This is a genomic window from Polaromonas sp. LjRoot131 (genome assembly GCF_964252805.1).
Taxonomy (GTDB): domain Bacteria; phylum Pseudomonadota; class Gammaproteobacteria; order Burkholderiales; family Burkholderiaceae_C; genus Polaromonas.
This window is the reverse complement of record NZ_CAXUPF020000008.1, coordinates 14336-31424: the sequence shown is the minus strand read 5'-3', so window position 1 is coordinate 31424 and position 17089 is coordinate 14336. Positions and strand designations below refer to the sequence as shown.

General features: G+C 66.0%; 16 protein-coding genes. 8 read left to right on the top strand and 8 right to left on the bottom strand.

Features of this window, described 5'->3' with window-relative positions; translation table 11 throughout:
• Positions 1-10: 10 nt before the first annotated feature.
• A complete protein-coding gene (locus ACSQ27_RS23750; protein ID WP_436157961.1) occupies positions 11-1528 on the top strand; it encodes an amidase in 1518 nt (505 codons plus the stop codon).
• Positions 1529-1549: 21 nt separating this feature from the next.
• Here the strand turns inward: ACSQ27_RS23750 and ACSQ27_RS23745 are convergent, their stop codons facing one another.
• Together ACSQ27_RS23745 and ACSQ27_RS23740 are read right to left on the bottom strand one after the other, a co-directional pair.
• Positions 1550-2497, bottom strand: a complete 948-nt coding sequence (locus ACSQ27_RS23745) for a hypothetical protein (RefSeq protein ID WP_436157960.1) — start codon at positions 2495-2497, stop codon at positions 1550-1552.
• 64 nt (positions 2498-2561) lie between these two features.
• Positions 2562-3920: a glycerate kinase type-2 family protein gene (locus tag ACSQ27_RS23740; RefSeq protein ID WP_436157959.1), complete on the bottom strand. Its 1359-nt coding sequence runs from the start codon at positions 3918-3920 to the stop codon at positions 2562-2564.
• A 142-nt stretch (positions 3921-4062) separates the two neighbouring features.
• Here ACSQ27_RS23740 and ACSQ27_RS23735 point away from each other — a divergent pair, with 142 nt between their 5' ends.
• Entirely contained in the window at positions 4063-4398 is a 336-nt protein-coding gene (locus tag ACSQ27_RS23735) for a DMT family transporter (protein WP_436157958.1), read from the top strand.
• 46 nt (positions 4399-4444) lie between these two features.
• Here ACSQ27_RS23735 and ACSQ27_RS23730 read toward each other — a convergent pair whose 3' ends face one another.
• Together ACSQ27_RS23730 and ACSQ27_RS23725 are read right to left on the bottom strand one after the other, a co-directional pair.
• The gene (locus tag ACSQ27_RS23730) at positions 4445-5410 is read right to left on the bottom strand and encodes a tripartite tricarboxylate transporter substrate binding protein (RefSeq protein ID WP_436157957.1); all 966 of its coding nucleotides are present in this window, start codon (positions 5408-5410) and stop codon (positions 4445-4447) included.
• Positions 5411-5492: 82 nt separating this feature from the next.
• Positions 5493-6581, bottom strand: coding sequence for a tartrate dehydrogenase (locus ACSQ27_RS23725; protein WP_436157956.1), 1089 nt, complete (start codon positions 6579-6581; stop codon positions 5493-5495).
• Between the two features lie 115 nt (positions 6582-6696).
• Between ACSQ27_RS23725 and ACSQ27_RS23720 the strand changes: the two genes are divergently transcribed.
• Positions 6697-7632 (top strand): LysR family transcriptional regulator, encoded by a 936-nt coding sequence (locus ACSQ27_RS23720; RefSeq protein WP_436157955.1) that lies wholly within the window; start codon positions 6697-6699, stop codon positions 7630-7632.
• 10 nt (positions 7633-7642) lie between these two features.
• Here ACSQ27_RS23720 and ACSQ27_RS23715 read toward each other — a convergent pair whose 3' ends face one another.
• Together ACSQ27_RS23715 and xdhC are read right to left on the bottom strand one after the other, a co-directional pair.
• Complete coding sequence (locus ACSQ27_RS23715; protein ID WP_436157954.1) at positions 7643-8848, bottom strand: urate hydroxylase PuuD; 1206 nt, start codon at positions 8846-8848, stop codon at positions 7643-7645.
• Positions 8849-9046: 198 nt separating this feature from the next.
• Positions 9047-9877 carry a xanthine dehydrogenase accessory protein XdhC gene (gene xdhC / locus ACSQ27_RS23710; RefSeq protein WP_436157953.1) on the bottom strand — a complete coding sequence of 277 codons (831 nt, stop codon included), beginning with the start codon at positions 9875-9877 and terminating at the stop codon, positions 9047-9049.
• A 159-nt stretch (positions 9878-10036) separates the two neighbouring features.
• Between xdhC and ACSQ27_RS23705 the strand changes: the two genes are divergently transcribed.
• A complete protein-coding gene (locus ACSQ27_RS23705; RefSeq protein ID WP_436158028.1) occupies positions 10037-10561 on the top strand; it encodes a hypothetical protein in 525 nt (174 codons plus the stop codon).
• Between the two features lie 313 nt (positions 10562-10874).
• Here the strand turns inward: ACSQ27_RS23705 and ACSQ27_RS23700 are convergent, their stop codons facing one another.
• The gene (locus ACSQ27_RS23700; RefSeq protein ID WP_436157952.1) at positions 10875-11888 is read right to left on the bottom strand and encodes a tripartite tricarboxylate transporter substrate binding protein; all 1014 of its coding nucleotides are present in this window, start codon (positions 11886-11888) and stop codon (positions 10875-10877) included.
• 88 nt (positions 11889-11976) lie between these two features.
• Positions 11977-12330: a hydroxyisourate hydrolase gene (gene uraH, locus ACSQ27_RS23695; protein WP_436157951.1), complete on the bottom strand. Its 354-nt coding sequence runs from the start codon at positions 12328-12330 to the stop codon at positions 11977-11979.
• Between the two features lie 106 nt (positions 12331-12436).
• Between uraH and ACSQ27_RS23690 the strand changes: the two genes are divergently transcribed.
• Genes ACSQ27_RS23690 through ACSQ27_RS23675 form a run of 4 tightly spaced genes read left to right on the top strand, consistent with a single transcriptional unit; the run spans position 12437 to position 17074 of the window.
• Complete coding sequence (locus ACSQ27_RS23690; protein WP_436157950.1) at positions 12437-13102, top strand: GntR family transcriptional regulator; 666 nt, start codon at positions 12437-12439, stop codon at positions 13100-13102.
• Positions 13099-14034, top strand: coding sequence for an allantoinase PuuE (gene puuE, locus ACSQ27_RS23685; RefSeq protein WP_436157949.1), 936 nt, complete (start codon positions 13099-13101; stop codon positions 14032-14034). Before ACSQ27_RS23690 ends, puuE begins: the two co-directional genes overlap by 4 nt.
• 2 nt (positions 14035-14036) lie before the next feature.
• Entirely contained in the window at positions 14037-15827 is a 1791-nt protein-coding gene (gene uraD, locus ACSQ27_RS23680; protein WP_436157948.1) for a 2-oxo-4-hydroxy-4-carboxy-5-ureidoimidazoline decarboxylase, read from the top strand.
• 5 nt (positions 15828-15832) lie between these two features.
• The gene (locus ACSQ27_RS23675; RefSeq protein ID WP_436157947.1) at positions 15833-17074 is read left to right on the top strand and encodes a M20 family metallopeptidase; all 1242 of its coding nucleotides are present in this window, start codon (positions 15833-15835) and stop codon (positions 17072-17074) included.
• Positions 17075-17089 lie beyond the last annotated feature (15 nt).

The following is a 17089-nucleotide window of genomic DNA, read 5'->3' as shown; positions in this document are numbered from 1 at the left end:
AAGACACGCTATGCCCTCCACCCTGCCCGACATCTCTGCCGTAGAACTTCGCCGCCTGATCGGCAGCCGCCAGGTGTCGCCGGTGGAATTGATGGACGCCTGCATAGGCCGCATCGAAAGCCTCAACCCGGCCATCAACGCCATCTGCGCGACCGACTTCACGCGGGCACGCGAGGCCGCGCGCGAGGCCGAGGCGCAGGTGATGCGCGGCGGGCCGCTGGGGCCGCTGCACGGGCTGCCGCTGGGCGTGAAGGACCTGCAGGACACGGCGGGCCTCTTGACCACCTACGGCAATGTGGGACTGCGCGGCAACGTGCCGGCCAAGGACAACGCACTGGTGGCGAAGCTGCGCGCGGCGGGCGCCATCGTCACGGCCAAGACCAATGTGCCCGACATGGGCGCGGGCGCCAACACCCGCAACCCGGTCTGGGGCGCAACGGGCAACCCTTTCAACCCCGCGCTCAATGCGGGCGGCTCCTCGGGCGGCTCGGCCGCGGCGCTGGCGGCCGGCATGCTGCCGATCTGCACCGGCTCCGACACCGGCGGCTCGCTGCGCATCCCGGCTGCGCTGTGCGGCGTGGTCGGCCTGCGGCCCTCGCCCGGCCTGGTGGCCAACGACGCGCGGCCGCTGGGCTGGTCGGTCATCTCGGTGCTGGGGCCCATGGGCCGCAATGTGGCCGACACGGCGCTGCTGATGTCCGCCAGCGTGGGCGCCGATGCGCGCGACCCGCTGTCCTACCCGGTGGACGGCGCCGGCTTCTGGCCGCTCAAGCCCGCGGACCTGTCCACGCTGCGCGTCGGCACGACCGAAGACTTCGGCCTTTGCATCGTCGACCCTGAGATACGCCGGGTGTTCCGCCAGCGCGTGGAAGCCATCCGGCCACTGGTGGCCAGCTGCGAATCGGTGGACCTGCAGCTGGGCGACGCCGACCGCGCCTTCGACACGCTGCGCGCCGAGAGTTTTGTCGCGGCCTTTGCCGACACCTACCGCAAGGCCCCCGAAACGCTGGGACCCAATGTGCGCGCCAACATGGAAATCGCCGCCGCCATCACGCTGGCCGACCGCGCCTGGGCGCACCTGGAGCAGACGCGCATCTCGCGGCGCTTCGCCAAGGCCTTCGAGCAGTACGACCTGATCCTGGCACCGGTCACGCCGGTCACGCCTTTCCCCTGGACGGAACTGTTCGCCGGCAACATCGACGGCCAGGCCATGCGCAACTACTACCACTGGCTGGGCCTGACTTATGTGGTCACGCTGGCCACCAACCCGGCGCTGGCCCTGCCCTGCGGCAAGGATGAACACGGCATGCCCTTCGGCCTGCAGGTGATCGGGCGGCTGCATGGCGATGCGCAGCTGCTGGCCGCAAGTCAGGCGCTGGAACAGGTGTTCGAGGGCAGCGACAGCCTGCGCCGGCCGGTGCCCGACTTCAAGGCCCTGCAGGCGGCCAGGCCGGAGCTCAAATCCATCGTGACACACCCGCCGGAACTGGCGGCGGACACAGGCAGCGGCGGCATGACGGCCGTCTGAGGCTGCCCTGCACCGCGGCGCTCACACGGCGCGGTTCAGGTCGACTTCCAGGCCGGCCCGCTTCATCTCGCGTGCCAGCAGCAAGCGCCACAAGCCCGCCTCGTCGACCGCAATGCTTGTCGCGCCCTTGAGGACGTCCGGCAAGCGGTCCTCTTCGGACAGCAGGCAGGCGATGCGGCTTCGGCCGAGCGCAGCCAGCATGAAGCCGATGGCCAGCATGGCCGCGGGCGAATCGGGTTTGTTGCCCGGCAGGAGCAGCAGGAAGCCCACACTGCGCAGCCCCTCCAGCTGGTCGATGGAAACGGCGTCGAGTATCGACGCCTCCAGGCCCAGCTGCTCCATGAACTCGCACGCCTCGCCCACGGCATCGCCACCCAGGCCCAGGATGGCCACACCGGCCCCCGGCGCCGCGGCGGAAGAGGAAGAAGGGAGTTCAGTCTTGGGCATGGCAATCCTCTCTGGAATGGACGATGAGGGCGTGGGGGTTGGTGCCGGCGGTGGTGGTGGTGGTGGTGGTGGTACGGGCTCAGGCGCAGGCGGTGCCGGCACCGGTTTCGCCTCTACAACCGGGGCCGCCACCGGCGCGGCGGTGGCCGAGCCATCAAGGTGTTCGACCAGCAGTTTTTTGGCGGCAGTCACGCGAACAGTCGCCAGGTCGATGCCGTCCTTGACCTTTTGCTGGCGTTCGTCGTCCGTGAAGCGGTCACCGAAGGTTTTATCCAGCAGAAAATCCTGTATGGCGACGGCGAACTGCCGGTACTCGGGCGTGCCCGCGCCAAAGCTGTCGGCCAGGGTGGTGTTGATTTTCTTTTGCAAGGACTCCACGCTCGAGTCCCAGTCCGTTTGCGTCACCGATACCTTGAAGGCCCGCAGTATCTTGATCTGCCGGTTGACCTTTTCGATGGCGCTCTCGATCTGGGCTTTATCGCGGGAGCCAAGAGTTGACGGTGTATTTTTGTCGTTGGACATGCAGACTCCTCATGCAATCAGGCCACACTGTAACGCCTCAAGAACCTGTTTAGGCCCTAAACGGCTACAGCACCAGCAATGCCCTGAAATCGTTGACGTTGGTGTGTGTCGGCCCTGGAATGACGAGGCCACCCAGTGCGTCGAAGTAGCCGTAGGCGTCGTTGCGGTCCAGGTACTGGTCCAGCTTCATGCCTTTGGCGAGGGCGCGCTTCAGCGTGTCGGGCGCCACAAAAGCGCCGGCGTTGTCTTCCACGCCGTCAATGCCGTCGGTGTCGGCGGCCAGCGCATACACACCCGGCTGGCCTTGCAGGGCGAGGGCCAGGCCCATGCAGAATTCGCCGGCGCGGCCGCCTCTCCCGCGAGGCGTACCTTCGGGCTGCTTGCGGACAGTGACGGTGGTCTCGCCGCCGCTCAGGATCACGCAGGGCCGGCTGAAGGGCTGGCCCTTGAGCGCCACGGCACGCGCCAGCGCCGCATGCACCTTGCCGACCTCGCGCGATTCGCCTTCCATCTCGTCGCTCAGGATGTAGGCCTGCAGGCCGGCCGCGCGCGCCACACCAGCGGCGGCTTCCAGGCTTTGCTGGGGCGTGGCGATCATGTGCACCTCATGGCCGGTGAAGACCGCGTCGCCGGGCTTGGGGGTTTCCAGCGCACCCTGCTCCAGCAGGCTCATGATGGCGCCCGGCACTTCGATGCCGTAGCGCTGCAGGATGGCCACCGCCTCGGCGCAGCTGGTCGCGTCGGGCACCGTGGGGCCGCTGGCGATGATGGACGGGTCGTCGCCCGGCACGTCGCTGATGGTGAGTGTCACCACACGCGCCGGCGCGCAGGCCGCGGCCAGGCGGCCGCCCTTGATGCGCGAGAGGTGCTTGCGCACGCAGTTCATCTCGGAAATGTTCGCGCCGCTGTTGAGCAGCGCCTTGTTGATGCGCTGCTTGTCTTCCAGCGTCAGGCCTTCGGCCGGCAAGGTCAGCAGGGCCGAGCCGCCGCCCGAGATCAGGCACAGCACTAGGTCGTTTTCGGTCAGGCCCTGCACCATGGCCAGGATGCGCTGGGCGGCTGCCAGCCCGGCGGCGTCGGGCACCGGGTGCGCCGCCTCGACGATCTCGATGCGCTGCTTGAGGCCCTCGGGCCGCGGCGGGATGTGGTGGTAGCGCGTGACGACCAGGCCTTCGAGCGGCGCGTCGGCCGGCCACAAGGCCTCGACCGCCTGCGCCATGGAGCCGCCGGCCTTGCCCGCGCCGATCACGATGGTGCGGCCGCCGCTTTCGGGCGTGGGCGGTTTGGGCAGGTAGCGGGCGGTGTTCTCCAGCGGCAGCGCGCGCGCCACGGCGGCGTGGTACAGGTGCTCGAGGAACTCGCGCGGCTGGGTGGCGGCGTCGGGGGTGGATGTGTTGGGGGTGGGTGTCTTGGCGGCGGTCATTGAAATGTCTCCACCCCGGATTGTGCCGTGGTAACCGGGCAGTAACCCGGCTGGCCCCGGGGGTTTGGGAGATACGGCAAAAACAGGCGCTGCCTAGAATGGCCTGTCACCCTCGTCCCCTGAAGAAGAAAGCAGAAACCGTATGAACGCCTACCTGGCCCTGGGCATTGCCATCGTTGCCGAAGTCATAGCCACCACGGCGCTCAAGTCCAGCGAGAGCTTCACCCGGCTGGTGCCTTCGCTGATCAGCATCGCCGGCTACGGCACGGCGCTGTACCTGCTCACGGTGACCATGAAATCGATCCCCACCGGCGTGACCTACGCGATCTGGTCGGGCCTGGGCATTGTGCTGATCAGCATCAGCAGCTTCTTCGTCCACCAGCAGAAGATAGACCTCTGGGGCATGGTCGGCATGGCGCTGATCATCGCGGGTGTGGTGGTGCTGAACCTCTTTTCAAACACCACCAGCATTCACTAAGGCCAACCAAGGCCGGCTCCAGGAAGCATGAGCGGTTTGCCAGGCGTCACTTCTTCCCCAGTCCCAGCCGCCGCGCGCCTTCGGTGTAGAGGGCGATGCGCTCCTTCATGAAGGCGTCCATCTGGTCCGTACCCACACTGATCAGTTCAAAGCCGTTCTTCGCGGCCAGCTCTTTCATCTCGGGATCGCTGTTGAGCGCGGCCCACAGGTCCGACAGGCGCTTGCGCGCTTCCGGCGGTGTGGATTTGGGCACGCCGATGCCGCGGTAGGCGCCATCCACCCAGTCCACGCCCAGCTCCTTGAAGGTGGGCACGTCGGGCATCAGCGGATGGCGCTTTTCCATGGCCACGGCGAGCGGCCGCACCCGGCCCTTGTTGCTGATGGCAAAGGGCGTGTAGGTCACCGCGCCGTCGACCTGCGACCCGATCACGGCCATGGACATGTCGCCCGTGCCCTTGTAAGGCACATAGGTGCTCTTGATGCCGAAGGCCGCGTTGAGCCGCTCATGCGCCGCATGGTTGGCCGAGTTCAGGCCCGAGCCGCCCAGGTTGAGCTTGCCGGGGTTCTTTTTGGCGGCGGCGATGAAGTCCGCGAAAGTTTTGATGGGGCTTTTCTCGGGCACCACCAGCACGTCGGGTGTGTAGTGGAACCAGAACACCGGCACGATGTCGGCGGTCTTGTACTGCACCTCGCCCTCGATGGGCTGGAACACGATGTGCGGCAGGTTGATGCCCACGACGTTGAGGCCGTCCCCGGGCAGGCTGTTCATCTGGCCCCACATCAGGCCGCCGCCCGCGCCCGCCTTGTACTGGATGATGGTGTCGACCACCGGGCATTTTTTCTTGAGCACGACCTGCTGGTGGCGCGCCGACAGGTCGGACTCGCCGCCCGGCGGAAAAGCCTGCCAGTACTGCACATTCCTGTCGGGGCAGGCCGGCGCGGGCTGCGCCATGGCGGCGGGTGCCGCTGCCATGCAGAAAATACCCATCCACTTTTTGAGCTTGGTGTTCATGCTGTGTCTCCTGGTGTTTTTGGGAAGCGGGAACCGGCCGGCATTCAAGAGCGCACTGCGCGCCGGCGGCGCACTAAAAGCGTCAGGCTGCCTGCAGCAAGCGCTGGCTGCCGACCTCCGCACAGACGGCCTCGGTGACCTGCGCGGTGGTGGCCTGGCCGCCCAGGTCGCGTGTGTGCAGCGCGGGATTGGCGGTGGTTTTTTCAATCGCCGCCATCAGCACCGCAGCCGCATCGGCCTCGCCCAGGTGCTCCAGCAGCATCACGCAGCTCCAGAAGGTGCCGACCGGGTTGGCCAGGCCCTTGCCCATGATGTCGAAGGCCGAGCCGTGGATGGGCTCGAACATGCTGGGGTAGCGGCGCTCGGGGTCTATGTTGCCGGTGGGCGCGATGCCCAGGCTGCCGGCCAGCGCGGCGGCCAGGTCGCTCAGGATGTCGGCGTGCAGGTTGGTGGCGACCACGGTGTCCAGCGAGGCGGGGCGGTTCACCATGCGGGCGGTGCAGGCGTCGACCAGTTCTTTGTCCCAGGTGACGTCGGGAAACTCCTTGCTGATTTGCAGCGCGATCTCGTCCCACATCACCATGGCGTGGCGCTGGGCGTTGGACTTGGTGACCACGGTCAGCAGCTTGCGCGGGCGCGACTGCGCCAGCCGGAAGGCGTAGCGCATGATGCGTTCGACACCGGCGCGCGTCATCATCGAAACATCGGTCGCCACCTCGATCGGGTGGCCCTGGTGGGCGCGCCCGCCCACGCCGGAATATTCGCCTTCGGAGTTCTCGCGCACGATGACCCAGTTGAGCTGCTCCGGCGTACAGCGCTTGAGCGGCGCGTCTATGCCGGGCAGGATGCGCGTGGGCCGCACGTTGGCGTACTGGTCGAAGCCCTGGCAGATTTTCAGGCGCAGGCCCCACAGCGTGATGTGGTCGGGAATGTGCGGGTCGCCGGCCGAGCCGAACAGGATGGCGTCCTGGCCGCGCAATTCGTCCAGGCCCTTGTCGGGCATCATGACGCCGTGCTCACGGTACCAGTCGCCGCCCCAGCCGTAAGAGGTGAACTCAAAACGGAAATTCTTTTGCGTGGCGGCCAGTGCTTGCAATACTTGCTGGCCGGCCGGGACGACCTCCTTGCCGATGCCGTCGCCGGGGATGCAGGCGATTTTGTAAGTCTTCATGGGTTTCCTCAGGGGTGATGTCGGTGGTGATGTCGGTGGTGATGCCTCCAATGTAGCGATTGGCATGAATAACAAAAGCCTTTAAAGTGAGGCCATTGTTAACTTAAGGTTACGAATGAACCCGTCCAGCCCCGCCCCTTCCGAGATGGCTTTTTTCAGCCTGCTGGCGCGCTACGGCAGCCTGTCGGCCACGGCGCGCGAACTCGGCGTCAGCACCGCGGCCGTCAGCAAGCGGCTGGCGCAGATGGAAGCCAGGCTGGGCGTGCAGCTGCTCAACCGCACGACGCGGCGCGCCAGCCTCACGCAGGAAGGCGAGATCTACCTCACGCATGCGCGCCGCATCCTGGCCGACATCGACGACATGGAGCAGCAGGTCTCCAGCGCCGTGGCGGCCCCCAAAGGCCTGCTGCGCGTGAACGCCACCATAGGCTTCGGCCGCAGCCACGTGGCGCCGCTGGTCTCGCGTTTTGTAAAAGCCCACCCTGAGGTGGAGGTGCAGCTGCAGCTCACGGTCAACCCGCCGCCGCTGACCGAGGACGCCTTCGACGTCTGCATACGCTTCGGCGAGCCGCCCGACGCCCGCGTGGTGGCGCGCCTGATCGCGCCTAACCGCCGCCTGCTCTGCGCCGCGCCGGCCTATCTGGACCGCCACGGCACGCCCAGGGTGCCGCACGACCTCGCGCGGCACAACTGCATAGGCATACGCCAGGGCGACGAGGCCTACGGCATGTGGCGCCTGGCCTCCGGCAAGCAGACACAGGCCGTCAAGGTGCACGGCAACCTGAGCACCAGCGACGGCGAGATCGCGGTGAACTGGGCGCTGGACGGCCATGGCATTTTGATGCGCGCCGAATGGGACATCGCCAAATACCTGCGCAGCGGCCGGCTGGTGCAGGTGCTGGAGAACTACCGCACACCGCCGGCCGACATCCATGCGGTGTATCCGGCCCGCCACCAGCATTCAGCCCGGGTCAAGGCTTTTGTGGATTTTTTGGCGCGGCATTTTGAGAAACCGTCGACGAGGGCGGCTGGGCTGGCCAGCAGCTGGTAGCCGCGCCCATCTACTCAGTCTTGGCGCCCGCGTCGAACCACTGCTTGATCGCCAGCCGTTCCGCTTCGGTGATGCCGGTCGCATTGTTCATGGGCATCAGCCGTGTGACCACGGCCTGCTGGTAGACCTGCGTCGCATGGAGCTTGACGGCCCCTGGCGAATCAAGGCGCACGTTTTTCATCTGCAGCTGCGCGCCATGGCACTGGTAGCAGCGCTGGGCCAGGATGGTTTGCACCTTGTCATAGCCGGCGCCCGATGAGACGGCGGCCGGTGCAGCCGTGCTGGCGGGTTCCGGCTTCATCCAGACGATCACGCCGACGATCACCACCACACCCGCCAGCGCATACGCCAGCGGGTGCCGGTTGCGGCCCAGCTTGTAGCCGTGGCGCAGCACGAAGAACTGGCGTATCGCCGCGCCGGCCAGCATCATGAGGATCAGCACCAGCCAGTTCTGCGGATGGCTCCAGGTGAAGCTGTAGTGGTTGCTCAGCATGGCGAACAGCACCGGCAGCGTGAAGTAGGTGTTGTGCACGCTACGCTGCTTGCCGCGCTGGCCGTGCACCGGGTCCACAGCTTCGCCGGCCTTGATCGCGGCCACCACCTTGCGCTGGCCGGGGATGATCCAGAAGAAGACGTTGGCGCTCATGGCGGTCGCCATCATCGCACCCACCAGCAAAAAGGCCGCGCGGCCGGCAAACCAGTGGCAGGCCAGCCACGACGCGATGCAGACCAGCACCGCGACCAAAGCGCCGACGATGGCGTCCCCATTTTTGCCCTTGCCGAACAGCTGGCAGATGCCGTCGTAGAGCATCCAGAAAATCACAAAGAAAGACAGCGCCACACCGGCCGCTGCGCCGGGCGACCAGTTCATCAATGATTTGTCGACCAGGTAGGTGCCGGCGTTCCAGAGGTAGGACACCGTGAACAGCGCAAAGCCCGACAGCCAGGTGCTGTAGCTTTCCCAGTAAAACCAGTGCAGGTGGGCCGGCAGCTGCGGCGGCTTCACGGCGAATTTGACCGGGTGGTAAAAACCTCCGCCGTGCACGGCCCAGAGCTCACCGCTGACGCCTTGCTTCTTGAGGTCTTCATCCACCGGCGGCGTGAGGCTGCTGTCGAGGAAGACGAAGTAGAACGAGGAGCCGACCCAGGCGATGGCAGTGATGACGTGGACCCAGCGCAGCAGCAGGTTGGCCCAGTCCAGGAGGTAGCTTTCCATATCTCTCAACCCTTGCGAGGCCCGTGCGGGCGCCGCGATTTCAGCCTGCTCACCACTGCGGGCGCTGTAAGCAGAAAACGGGTCACGAACAAGAGAAACGGGGCTCTGTGTTGCCTGCCCTGCTTCCCGGCTCCGCTGCGACCTGGTGCTGCGAGTTTATAGGCTTTGGCTGCGGGCGCAAAGCCTTGCAGCGCGGGCTCACGCCACATCAAGCGTTTGAAGGAGTTGAGCCGCAACGGCGACTGCAATGACTTCAGGCTCCTTGCCTGTGATGCCGGGCACGCCTATCGGACAGGTCACATGCGCGAGTTCGTCCGCCGTGAAGCCCCTGGCCTCCAGCCGGTGCCTGAAGGTCGCCCATTTGGTTTTGCTGCCGATCAGGCCTATGTAAGGCAGGTCGGCGCGTTCGCGCTGGCGCTTGAGGCAGGCAGCCAACACATCCAGGTCTTCCGCATGGCTGAAGCTCATGACCAGTACGCGCGACCGAGGCGCCAAGCCAGGCACGGCGTCCTGCACCGGCTCCGAATGCTCGCACGCCACGCGCGGCGGCAGGCTGTCCGGGAACACGCCATCGCGGCTGTCTATCCAGGTCAGCGCAAACGGCAGGGGCGCGAGCACCTGCGCAAGCGCATGGCCGACATGGCCGCCGCCGAACAGCGCCACCGGCGTGAGCCGCGGCGCATCCAGCCGCAGCGCCGCCGCCTCGCCGGCCTCCACCCGCTCGAAGCGCAGCTGCACCACGCCGCCGCAGCACTGGCCCAGCGACGGGCCCAGCGCCATGCGCAGCGGCTCGGCGTCGTGCGGCGCATCGCCTTTTTCCAGCAGCGTGCGAGCTTTGGCGATGGCTTCGTATTCGAGGTGACCGCCGCCTATGGTGCCCACGATGGCGTCGGCGAACACCGCCATCCAGGTGCCGGCCTTGCGCGGGACCGAGCCCTGCGTTTCGGCCACCCGTACCAGCACCGCCGGCGCGGTGGCCAGGCGGCCCTGCAGGGTGTCAAGTAACAAATCGGTGTTGCGGGAAACCATTGGTGACGTGTTGAAAGCGTAAGAAAATGGAATAGTCGGCAAAATGTGACCTTAGCACCACCCGGCCGGCACGCGGTTTCCGCGCATGATGGCGGGTATACGCAAAATCCCATGAACCGGCCCCAAGAGGCCCAGAGGCAAACCATGACAAAACCAGAGATGCCTTCTTCCCCTTCCTCCTCTACCCCGAGGCGTTTTTGGCTGGCGGCTCTTATTTCCGGAGCCGTGGCTGCCGTGGTGAGCGCCTGCAAGACAGCCCCGGACGCCACGCCCGCGGCGCCCGCCAAGGCGCCGGACACCCCGGTGGTCGGGCCCATCGCCGGCCCCCAGGGTTCGGCCCGCAGCTCCAGCGCGGCCACGCCGCGCGCCTACCGTGAAGACGGCGCCACGCACATCTACGGCCTCAATTCAGACCGCATCTACAAGGGCCGCATGCCGCCGCTGCTGTATGCCGTCGGCGTGCTGAACGTGGAGATCGACAGGGTCGGCCGCGTGACCCGCCTGGACTGGATGCGCGCGCCGCGCCATGCACCCGAGGTGGTCGCGGAGATCGAGCGCACCATCCAGCAGGCATCACCCTTTCCCGCCCCCACGCGCCTGGGCAAGGTGGTCTACACCGACACCTGGCTGTGGCACAAGAGCGGCAAGTTCCAGCTCGACACGCTCACAGAAGGACAGGACTGACTAAGACCCCCGACTGCTGCAGGTATTCGGTTTTTATCTTCGGCTGTTGGCTGTTTGCATTCCGCTCCCACCCCTTGTGGATGCGCCGAGGAGCGCAGGGCCAGACGGATCAGGGCAAAAACTTGTTTGAGCCGAAGGCGAGTTGTTTTTGACCCCGTCTGGACCGAGCACCGCAGGTTGCCCGTAGCGAAGCGAAGGGACGCAGGAGCCAGGGTCGCCTTTTCTTTGCTTACTTTCTTTTGGCGAAGCAAAAGAAAGTGAGTTGCTGCCGGGCAACCCCCGGCCCCGAAATTCAAACCAACACCTGCGCCCCTCAATCAATCGTCAAGTTTTGCGTCTTGACGACGTTAATCCAGGCGCGGTAGTCGGCTTCGATGAACTGGCCCAGTTGTGCCGGGGTGCCGGGCGCGGCGTCGACGGCGTCGACCTTGAAACGGGCCAGCACGTCGGGCATGGCCACGATCTTGTTGATGGCGGCATTCAGGGTGTTGACGACGGCCGGCGGCGTGCCGGCAGGCGCGGCCAGCGCGAAGTAGTTCAGCACGTCAAAACCCTTCAGGCCCGACTCGCTCATGCTGGGCACATCGGGCAAGGCGCTGGAGCGTTTGGCGCTGGTCACGGCCAGGGCCTTGACGCTGCCGTTCTTGATGAAGGGCAGCAGCGCCGGGATGGTGCCGGTGACGAGCTGGATCTGCCCGCCGATCATGTCCATGGTGGCGGGCGCGACGCCGCGATACGGGATGTGGGTGATGTAGGTGCCGGTGCGGGCTTTCAGCGACTCCAGCACCAGGTGGTTGACGCCGCCGGCGCCGGCCGAGCCGTAGTTGAGCGCGCCGGGTTTTTGTTTGGCCAGCGCGATCAGCTCTTTCATGTTGTTGGCCGGCAGCTGCTTGTTGGCGGCCCAGACCAGCGGGCCGCTGGCGATCATGCCGACCGGCGTGAACTGGCGCAGCGGGTCGTAGTTGGCGCTGGGCAACGAGGCCGCCACCGTGGTGAAGGGCGATGCCACCAGCAGCAGCGTGTAGCCGTCGGCCGGCGCCTGCGCCACAAACTGCGTGCCGATGGCGCCCGAGGCGCCGGCGCGGTTGTCGACCACAAAGGTGCCACCCAGGACTTCACCGAGTTTTTGCGCGATCAGCCGCCCCATCGCGTCGGTGCCGGCGCCGGGCGCGAAGGGCACGACGATCTTGACGGGACGTTCGGGGTAAGCGGCGGGATTGGAAGGGCCTTGCGCCAGGGCGGCGGAAGCCACCAGGCTGGCGGCGGTGCCTGCGGACAACAGAAGGGCTTGGCGGCGGCTCAGGGCGCCCATCGGCTTGACGTTCATGGGGGAAGAGGCTAAGGAGTAAAAGGACTGATTGTTCCCGGCCTACATGACGTCCCTATGACATCAGGGCATGGACCCGGCGAAGGACTCAGCTGCCGCGGTAAGTGGAATAGCTCCAGGGGCTCACCAGCAAAGGCACGTGGTAATGCGCGGTGACATCGGCCACGCCGAAGTCCAGGCTGACCTGGTCCAGGAAGGCCGGCTCAGGCAACACCACGCCGCGCGCCTTGAAGTAATCCGCGACCTCGAACACCAGGCGATAGGTGCCCGCCTTCAGGCTCGCGCTGTCATACAGCGGCCCATCGGGATTGCGGCCATCGTCATTGAGGGTGAAGGATTTCACCAGCGTGGACTGGCCCGCCTGCGTGGTGTACAGCGACACCTTCATGCCGCCCGCGGGTAAACCGTGCATCGTATCGAGTACATGTGTGCTCAGTCCCATGGGAGTCCTTCGAGGTAGTGATTGGCGGAATCGACAATGGTCATATGCTCGATTTCGGTTTACCAAAAGTGTATACAGTTTTCCGCTTTACGGCTATCATGCGCCGATGGAACCATCGACCACCCATGCCATTGTCGAAGCGCTGACCAAGGCCATTGTGGAGCACAGGCTGCACCCGGGCACCAAGCTGGCGGAACAAAAACTTGCCGACCATTTCGGCGTCTCGCGCACGCTGGTGCGGCAGGCGCTGTTCCAGCTTTCGCAGAACCGGCTGATACGCCTGGAGCCGGCGCGCGGCGCTTTTGTGGCGGCCCCCTCGGTGATGGAAGCGCGCCAGGTGTTCGCCGTGCGCCGCATGCTGGAAGCCGAAATGACGCGCGCCTTTGTGCGCGAGGTCACGCCCGCGAAGATCAAGGCACTGAAGGAACACGTGGCGCAGGAAAAAAACGCGCTTGACATTGGCGACGTGCCCGGCCGCAACGAGCTGCTGGGCGATTTCCATGTGCGCATGGCCGAGCTCATGGGCAACGAGGTGCTGGCGCAGCTGCTGGGCGAGCTGATCTCGCGCTGCGCGCTGATCACGCTGATGTACCAGACGGCCAGCGCCGCCGAACATTCCAACGACGAGCATGCCGAAATCGTGAAGGCCCTGGCCGCCAAGGACGAGGCCCTGGCCGTGCGCCTGATGACCGAACACCTGCTGCACGTCGAGGAGAACCTGGCCTTCGACCGCAAGGTGCCGACCAATGATATTTCGATGGCGCTGTCATGAAATCAAACTATCCAAGGGATTTGGTCGGCTACGGCCGGAATCTACCCCACGCGCATTGGCCCGGCCAGGCCCGCATCGCCGTGCAGTTTGTGCTCAACTACGAAGAAGGCGGCGAAAACTCGGTGCTGCACGGTGATGCCGGCTCCGAACAGTTTTTGTCCGAGATGGCCAACCCGCCCAGCTTTGCCGACCGGCACCTCAGCATGGAAGGCATCTACGAATACGGTTCGCGCGTGGGCGTGTGGCGCATCCTGCGCGAGTTTGAACAGCGCGGGCTGCCGCTGACCGTCTTCGGCGTCGGCATGGCCTTGCAGCGCCACCCCGAAGTCGCCGCGGCCTTCACCGAACTCGGCCACGAAATCGCCTGCCACGGCTGGCGCTGGATCAACTACCAGCAAGTCGACGAAGCCACCGAGCGCGAACACATGCGCCTGGGCCTGGACGCGATCGAAAAACTCACCGGCACACGCCCGCTGGGCTGGTACACCGGCCGCGACAGCCCCAACACACGCCGGCTGGTGGCCGACGACGGCCGGCTCGAATACGACAGCGACTACTACGGCGACGAGCTGCCCTTCTGGACCGAGGTCAAGCGAACCGATGGCGCCGTGGTGCCGCGCCTGGTCGTGCCCTACACGCTGGACACCAACGACATGCGCTTCGCCCTGCCCCAGGGTTTCGCGCAGGCCGAGGACTTCTTCATCTACCTGCGCGACAGCTTCGACGCGCTGTATGCCGAAGGCGACGCGTCGCCCAAAATGCTCAGCGTGGGCATGCACTGCCGCCTGCTGGGCCGGCCCGGCCGCATCGTGGCGCTGCAACGCTTCCTTGACCACGTGCAAAAGCACGACCGCGTCTGGGTCTGCCGCCGCATCGACATCGCCCGTCACTGGCAGGCCACCCACCCCTACACGCCCCGGCGGGAAAGCTGAACATGGCCATTACCCTTGAACAGGTCAACACCGCGCCGCGCGACCAGGCACTGCAACTGCTGGACGGGCTTTACGAACATTCGCCCTGGGTTGCCGAAAAAGCGCTGGACGCCCGTCCCTTCCGATCGCTCGCACACCTCAAACACGCGATGGCCCGGGTGCTGCGCGAGGCCGGCAGGGAGGCCCAGGTCCAGCTCATCCAGGCCCACCCCGAGCTCGCCGGCAAGGCCATGGTCAGCAAAACCCTCACAGCTGAGTCCAACAACGAACAGGGCAAGGCGGGGCTGACGGACTGCACACCGGAAGAGTTCGCCGCGCTGCAAAAGCTGAACGCCGACTACAACGCCAAGTTCGGCTTCCCCTTCATCCTCGCGGTGCGCGGCCCGCGCGGCACCGGCTTGACGCGGCAGCAGATCATCGAGACCTTCGCGCGACGCCTGGAGAACCACCACGACTTCGAGCTGCAGGAGAACCTGCGCAACATCCACCGTGTGGTCGAACTGCGGCTCAACGACAAGTTCGCCGCCACGCCCGCACTGGGCAACGACGTCTGGGACTGGCACGAAGCGATGTCGCGGTACAGCGACCCGGGCTACCTTGAAAAAGGCCAGCTCACGGTGACCTACCTGACCGACGCGCACCGCGCCTGCGCGGCCTACATCAGCGGCACCATGCGCGATTGCGGCTTTGATGAGGTGAACATTGATGCCGTGGGCAATGTGGTGGGCATTTACCGTGCGGGCCCCCACCCCAACCCTCCCCCAGCGGGGGAGGGAGTGAAGACACTGCTGACCGGTTCGCATTACGACACCGTGCGCAACGGCGGCAAATACGACGGCCGGCTCGGCATCTTCGCGCCCATGGCCTGTGTGCGCGAGCTGCACCGCCAGGGCAAGCGCCTGCCCTTCAACATCGAGGTCGTGGGCTTTGCCGAAGAAGAAGGCCAGCGCTACAAGGCGACCTTCCTCGGTTCGGGTGCGCTGATCGGTGACTTCAAGCCCGAGTGGCTGGACCAGAAGGACGCCGACGGCATCACCATGCGCGAGGCCATGCTGAACGCCGGCTTGAAGCCCGAAGACATTGGCAAGATCAAACGCCGCGCGGAGGACTACCTCGGCTTTGTCGAAGTCCACATCGAACAGGGCCCGGTGCTCAATGAACTCGATTTGCCGCTGGGCATCGTGACGTCGATCAACGGCAACGTGCGCTACCTCTGCGAGATCACCGGCATGGCCAGCCACGCCGGCACCACCCCCATGAACCGCCGCCGCGACGCGGCCGCCGCTGCCGCCGAACTGCTGCTCTACGTGGAACGCCGCGCGGCGCAGGACGGCGACTCCGTCGGCACCGTGGGCATGCTGCAGGTGCCCAGCGGCTCCATCAACGTGGTGCCCGGGCGCTGCCTGTTTTCCCTGGACCTGCGCGCGCCCGTCGACGCGCAGCGCGACGCGCTGGTGGCCGACGTGCTGGCCGAGCTCAACACCATTTGTGAACGCCGCGGCGTGCACTACACGACCGAACTCACCGAGCGCGCCGCCGCCGCGCCCAGCGCGCCGGCCTGGCAGCAGCGCTGGGAGCGCGCGGTCGATTCGCTGGGCGTGCCTTTGCACGCCATGCCCAGCGGCGCCGGCCACGACGCCATGAAACTGCACAAGGTCATGCCGCAAGCCATGCTTTTTGTGCGCGGCCAGAACTCCGGCATCAGCCACAACCCGCTGGAAAGCAGCACCAGCGACGACATCGAGCTTGCGATCCAGGCTTTCACCCATCTGCTCACCCATCTCGCGCCCTGAACACCATGACCTTCTCCACCGATTACGCCCGGCTCGACAGCTGGATAGACGCCCATTTCGACGAGGAAACCACTTTCCTCCAGCAGCTCATTCGCGTGCCCACCGACACGCCGCCCGGCAACAATGCGCCGCATGCCGAACGCACCGCCGAACTCATCAAGGCCTTCGGTTTCGAGGCCGAAAAACATCCCGTGCCCGAAGCCGAAGTACGCGCCTACGGCATGGAGTCCATCACCAACCTGATCGTGCGCCGCCAGTACGGCAACAAGGGCGAGGGAAGAACCATCGCCCTCAACGCCCACGGCGACGTGGTGCCGCCTGGCGAAGGCTGGACCAAAGACCCCTACGGCGGCGAAATCGTGGACGGCAAAATTTACGGCCGCGCCTCCGCTGTCAGCAAATGCGATTTCGCGAGCTTCACCTTCGCTGTGCGCGCGCTTGAAGCGCTGGGCGCGCCGCTCAAGGGCGCGATCGAGCTGCACTTCACCTACGACGAGGAGTTCGGCGGCGAGATGGGCCCGGGCTGGCTGCTCAAAAAGGGACTCACCAAACCCGACCTGCTGATCGCGGCCGGTTTCTCGTATGAAGTCGTCACCGCCCACAACGGCTGCCTGCAGATGGAAGTCACGGTGCACGGCAAGATGGCGCACGCCGCGATTCCCGACACCGGCGTCGACGCGCTGCAGGGCGCGGTCCACATCCTCAACGCGCTCTATGCGCAGAATGCGCTGTACCAGCAGGTCACGTCCCAGGTTGAAGGCATCAAACACCCCTACCTCAACGTGGGCCGCATCGAGGGCGGCACCAACACCAACGTGGTGCCCGGCAAGGTGATGTTCAAGCTGGACCGCCGCATGATCCCCGAAGAGAACCCGGCCGAGGTCGAAGCCACTATCCGCAAGGTGATCGCCGACGCGGCCGCCGAACGCAAAGGCATCACCATCGACATCAAGCGCCTGCTGCTGGCCAATTCCATGCGGCCGCTGCCCGGCAACCAGCCGCTGGTCGAGGCCATCCAGAAACACGGCGAGGCCTTGTTCGGCCGGAAGATCCCGGCCATGGGCACGCCGCTCTACACCGACGTGCGCCTCTATGCCGAGGCCGGCATTCCCGGCGTGATCTACGGTGCCGGCCCGCGCACCGTGCTCGAATCCCATGCCAAGCGCGCCGACGAGCGCCTGGAGCTCGAAGACCTGCGCCGCGCCACCAAGGTGATCGCGCGCACGCTGCGCGACCTGCTGGCCTGAGCCCTTGGCGTGATG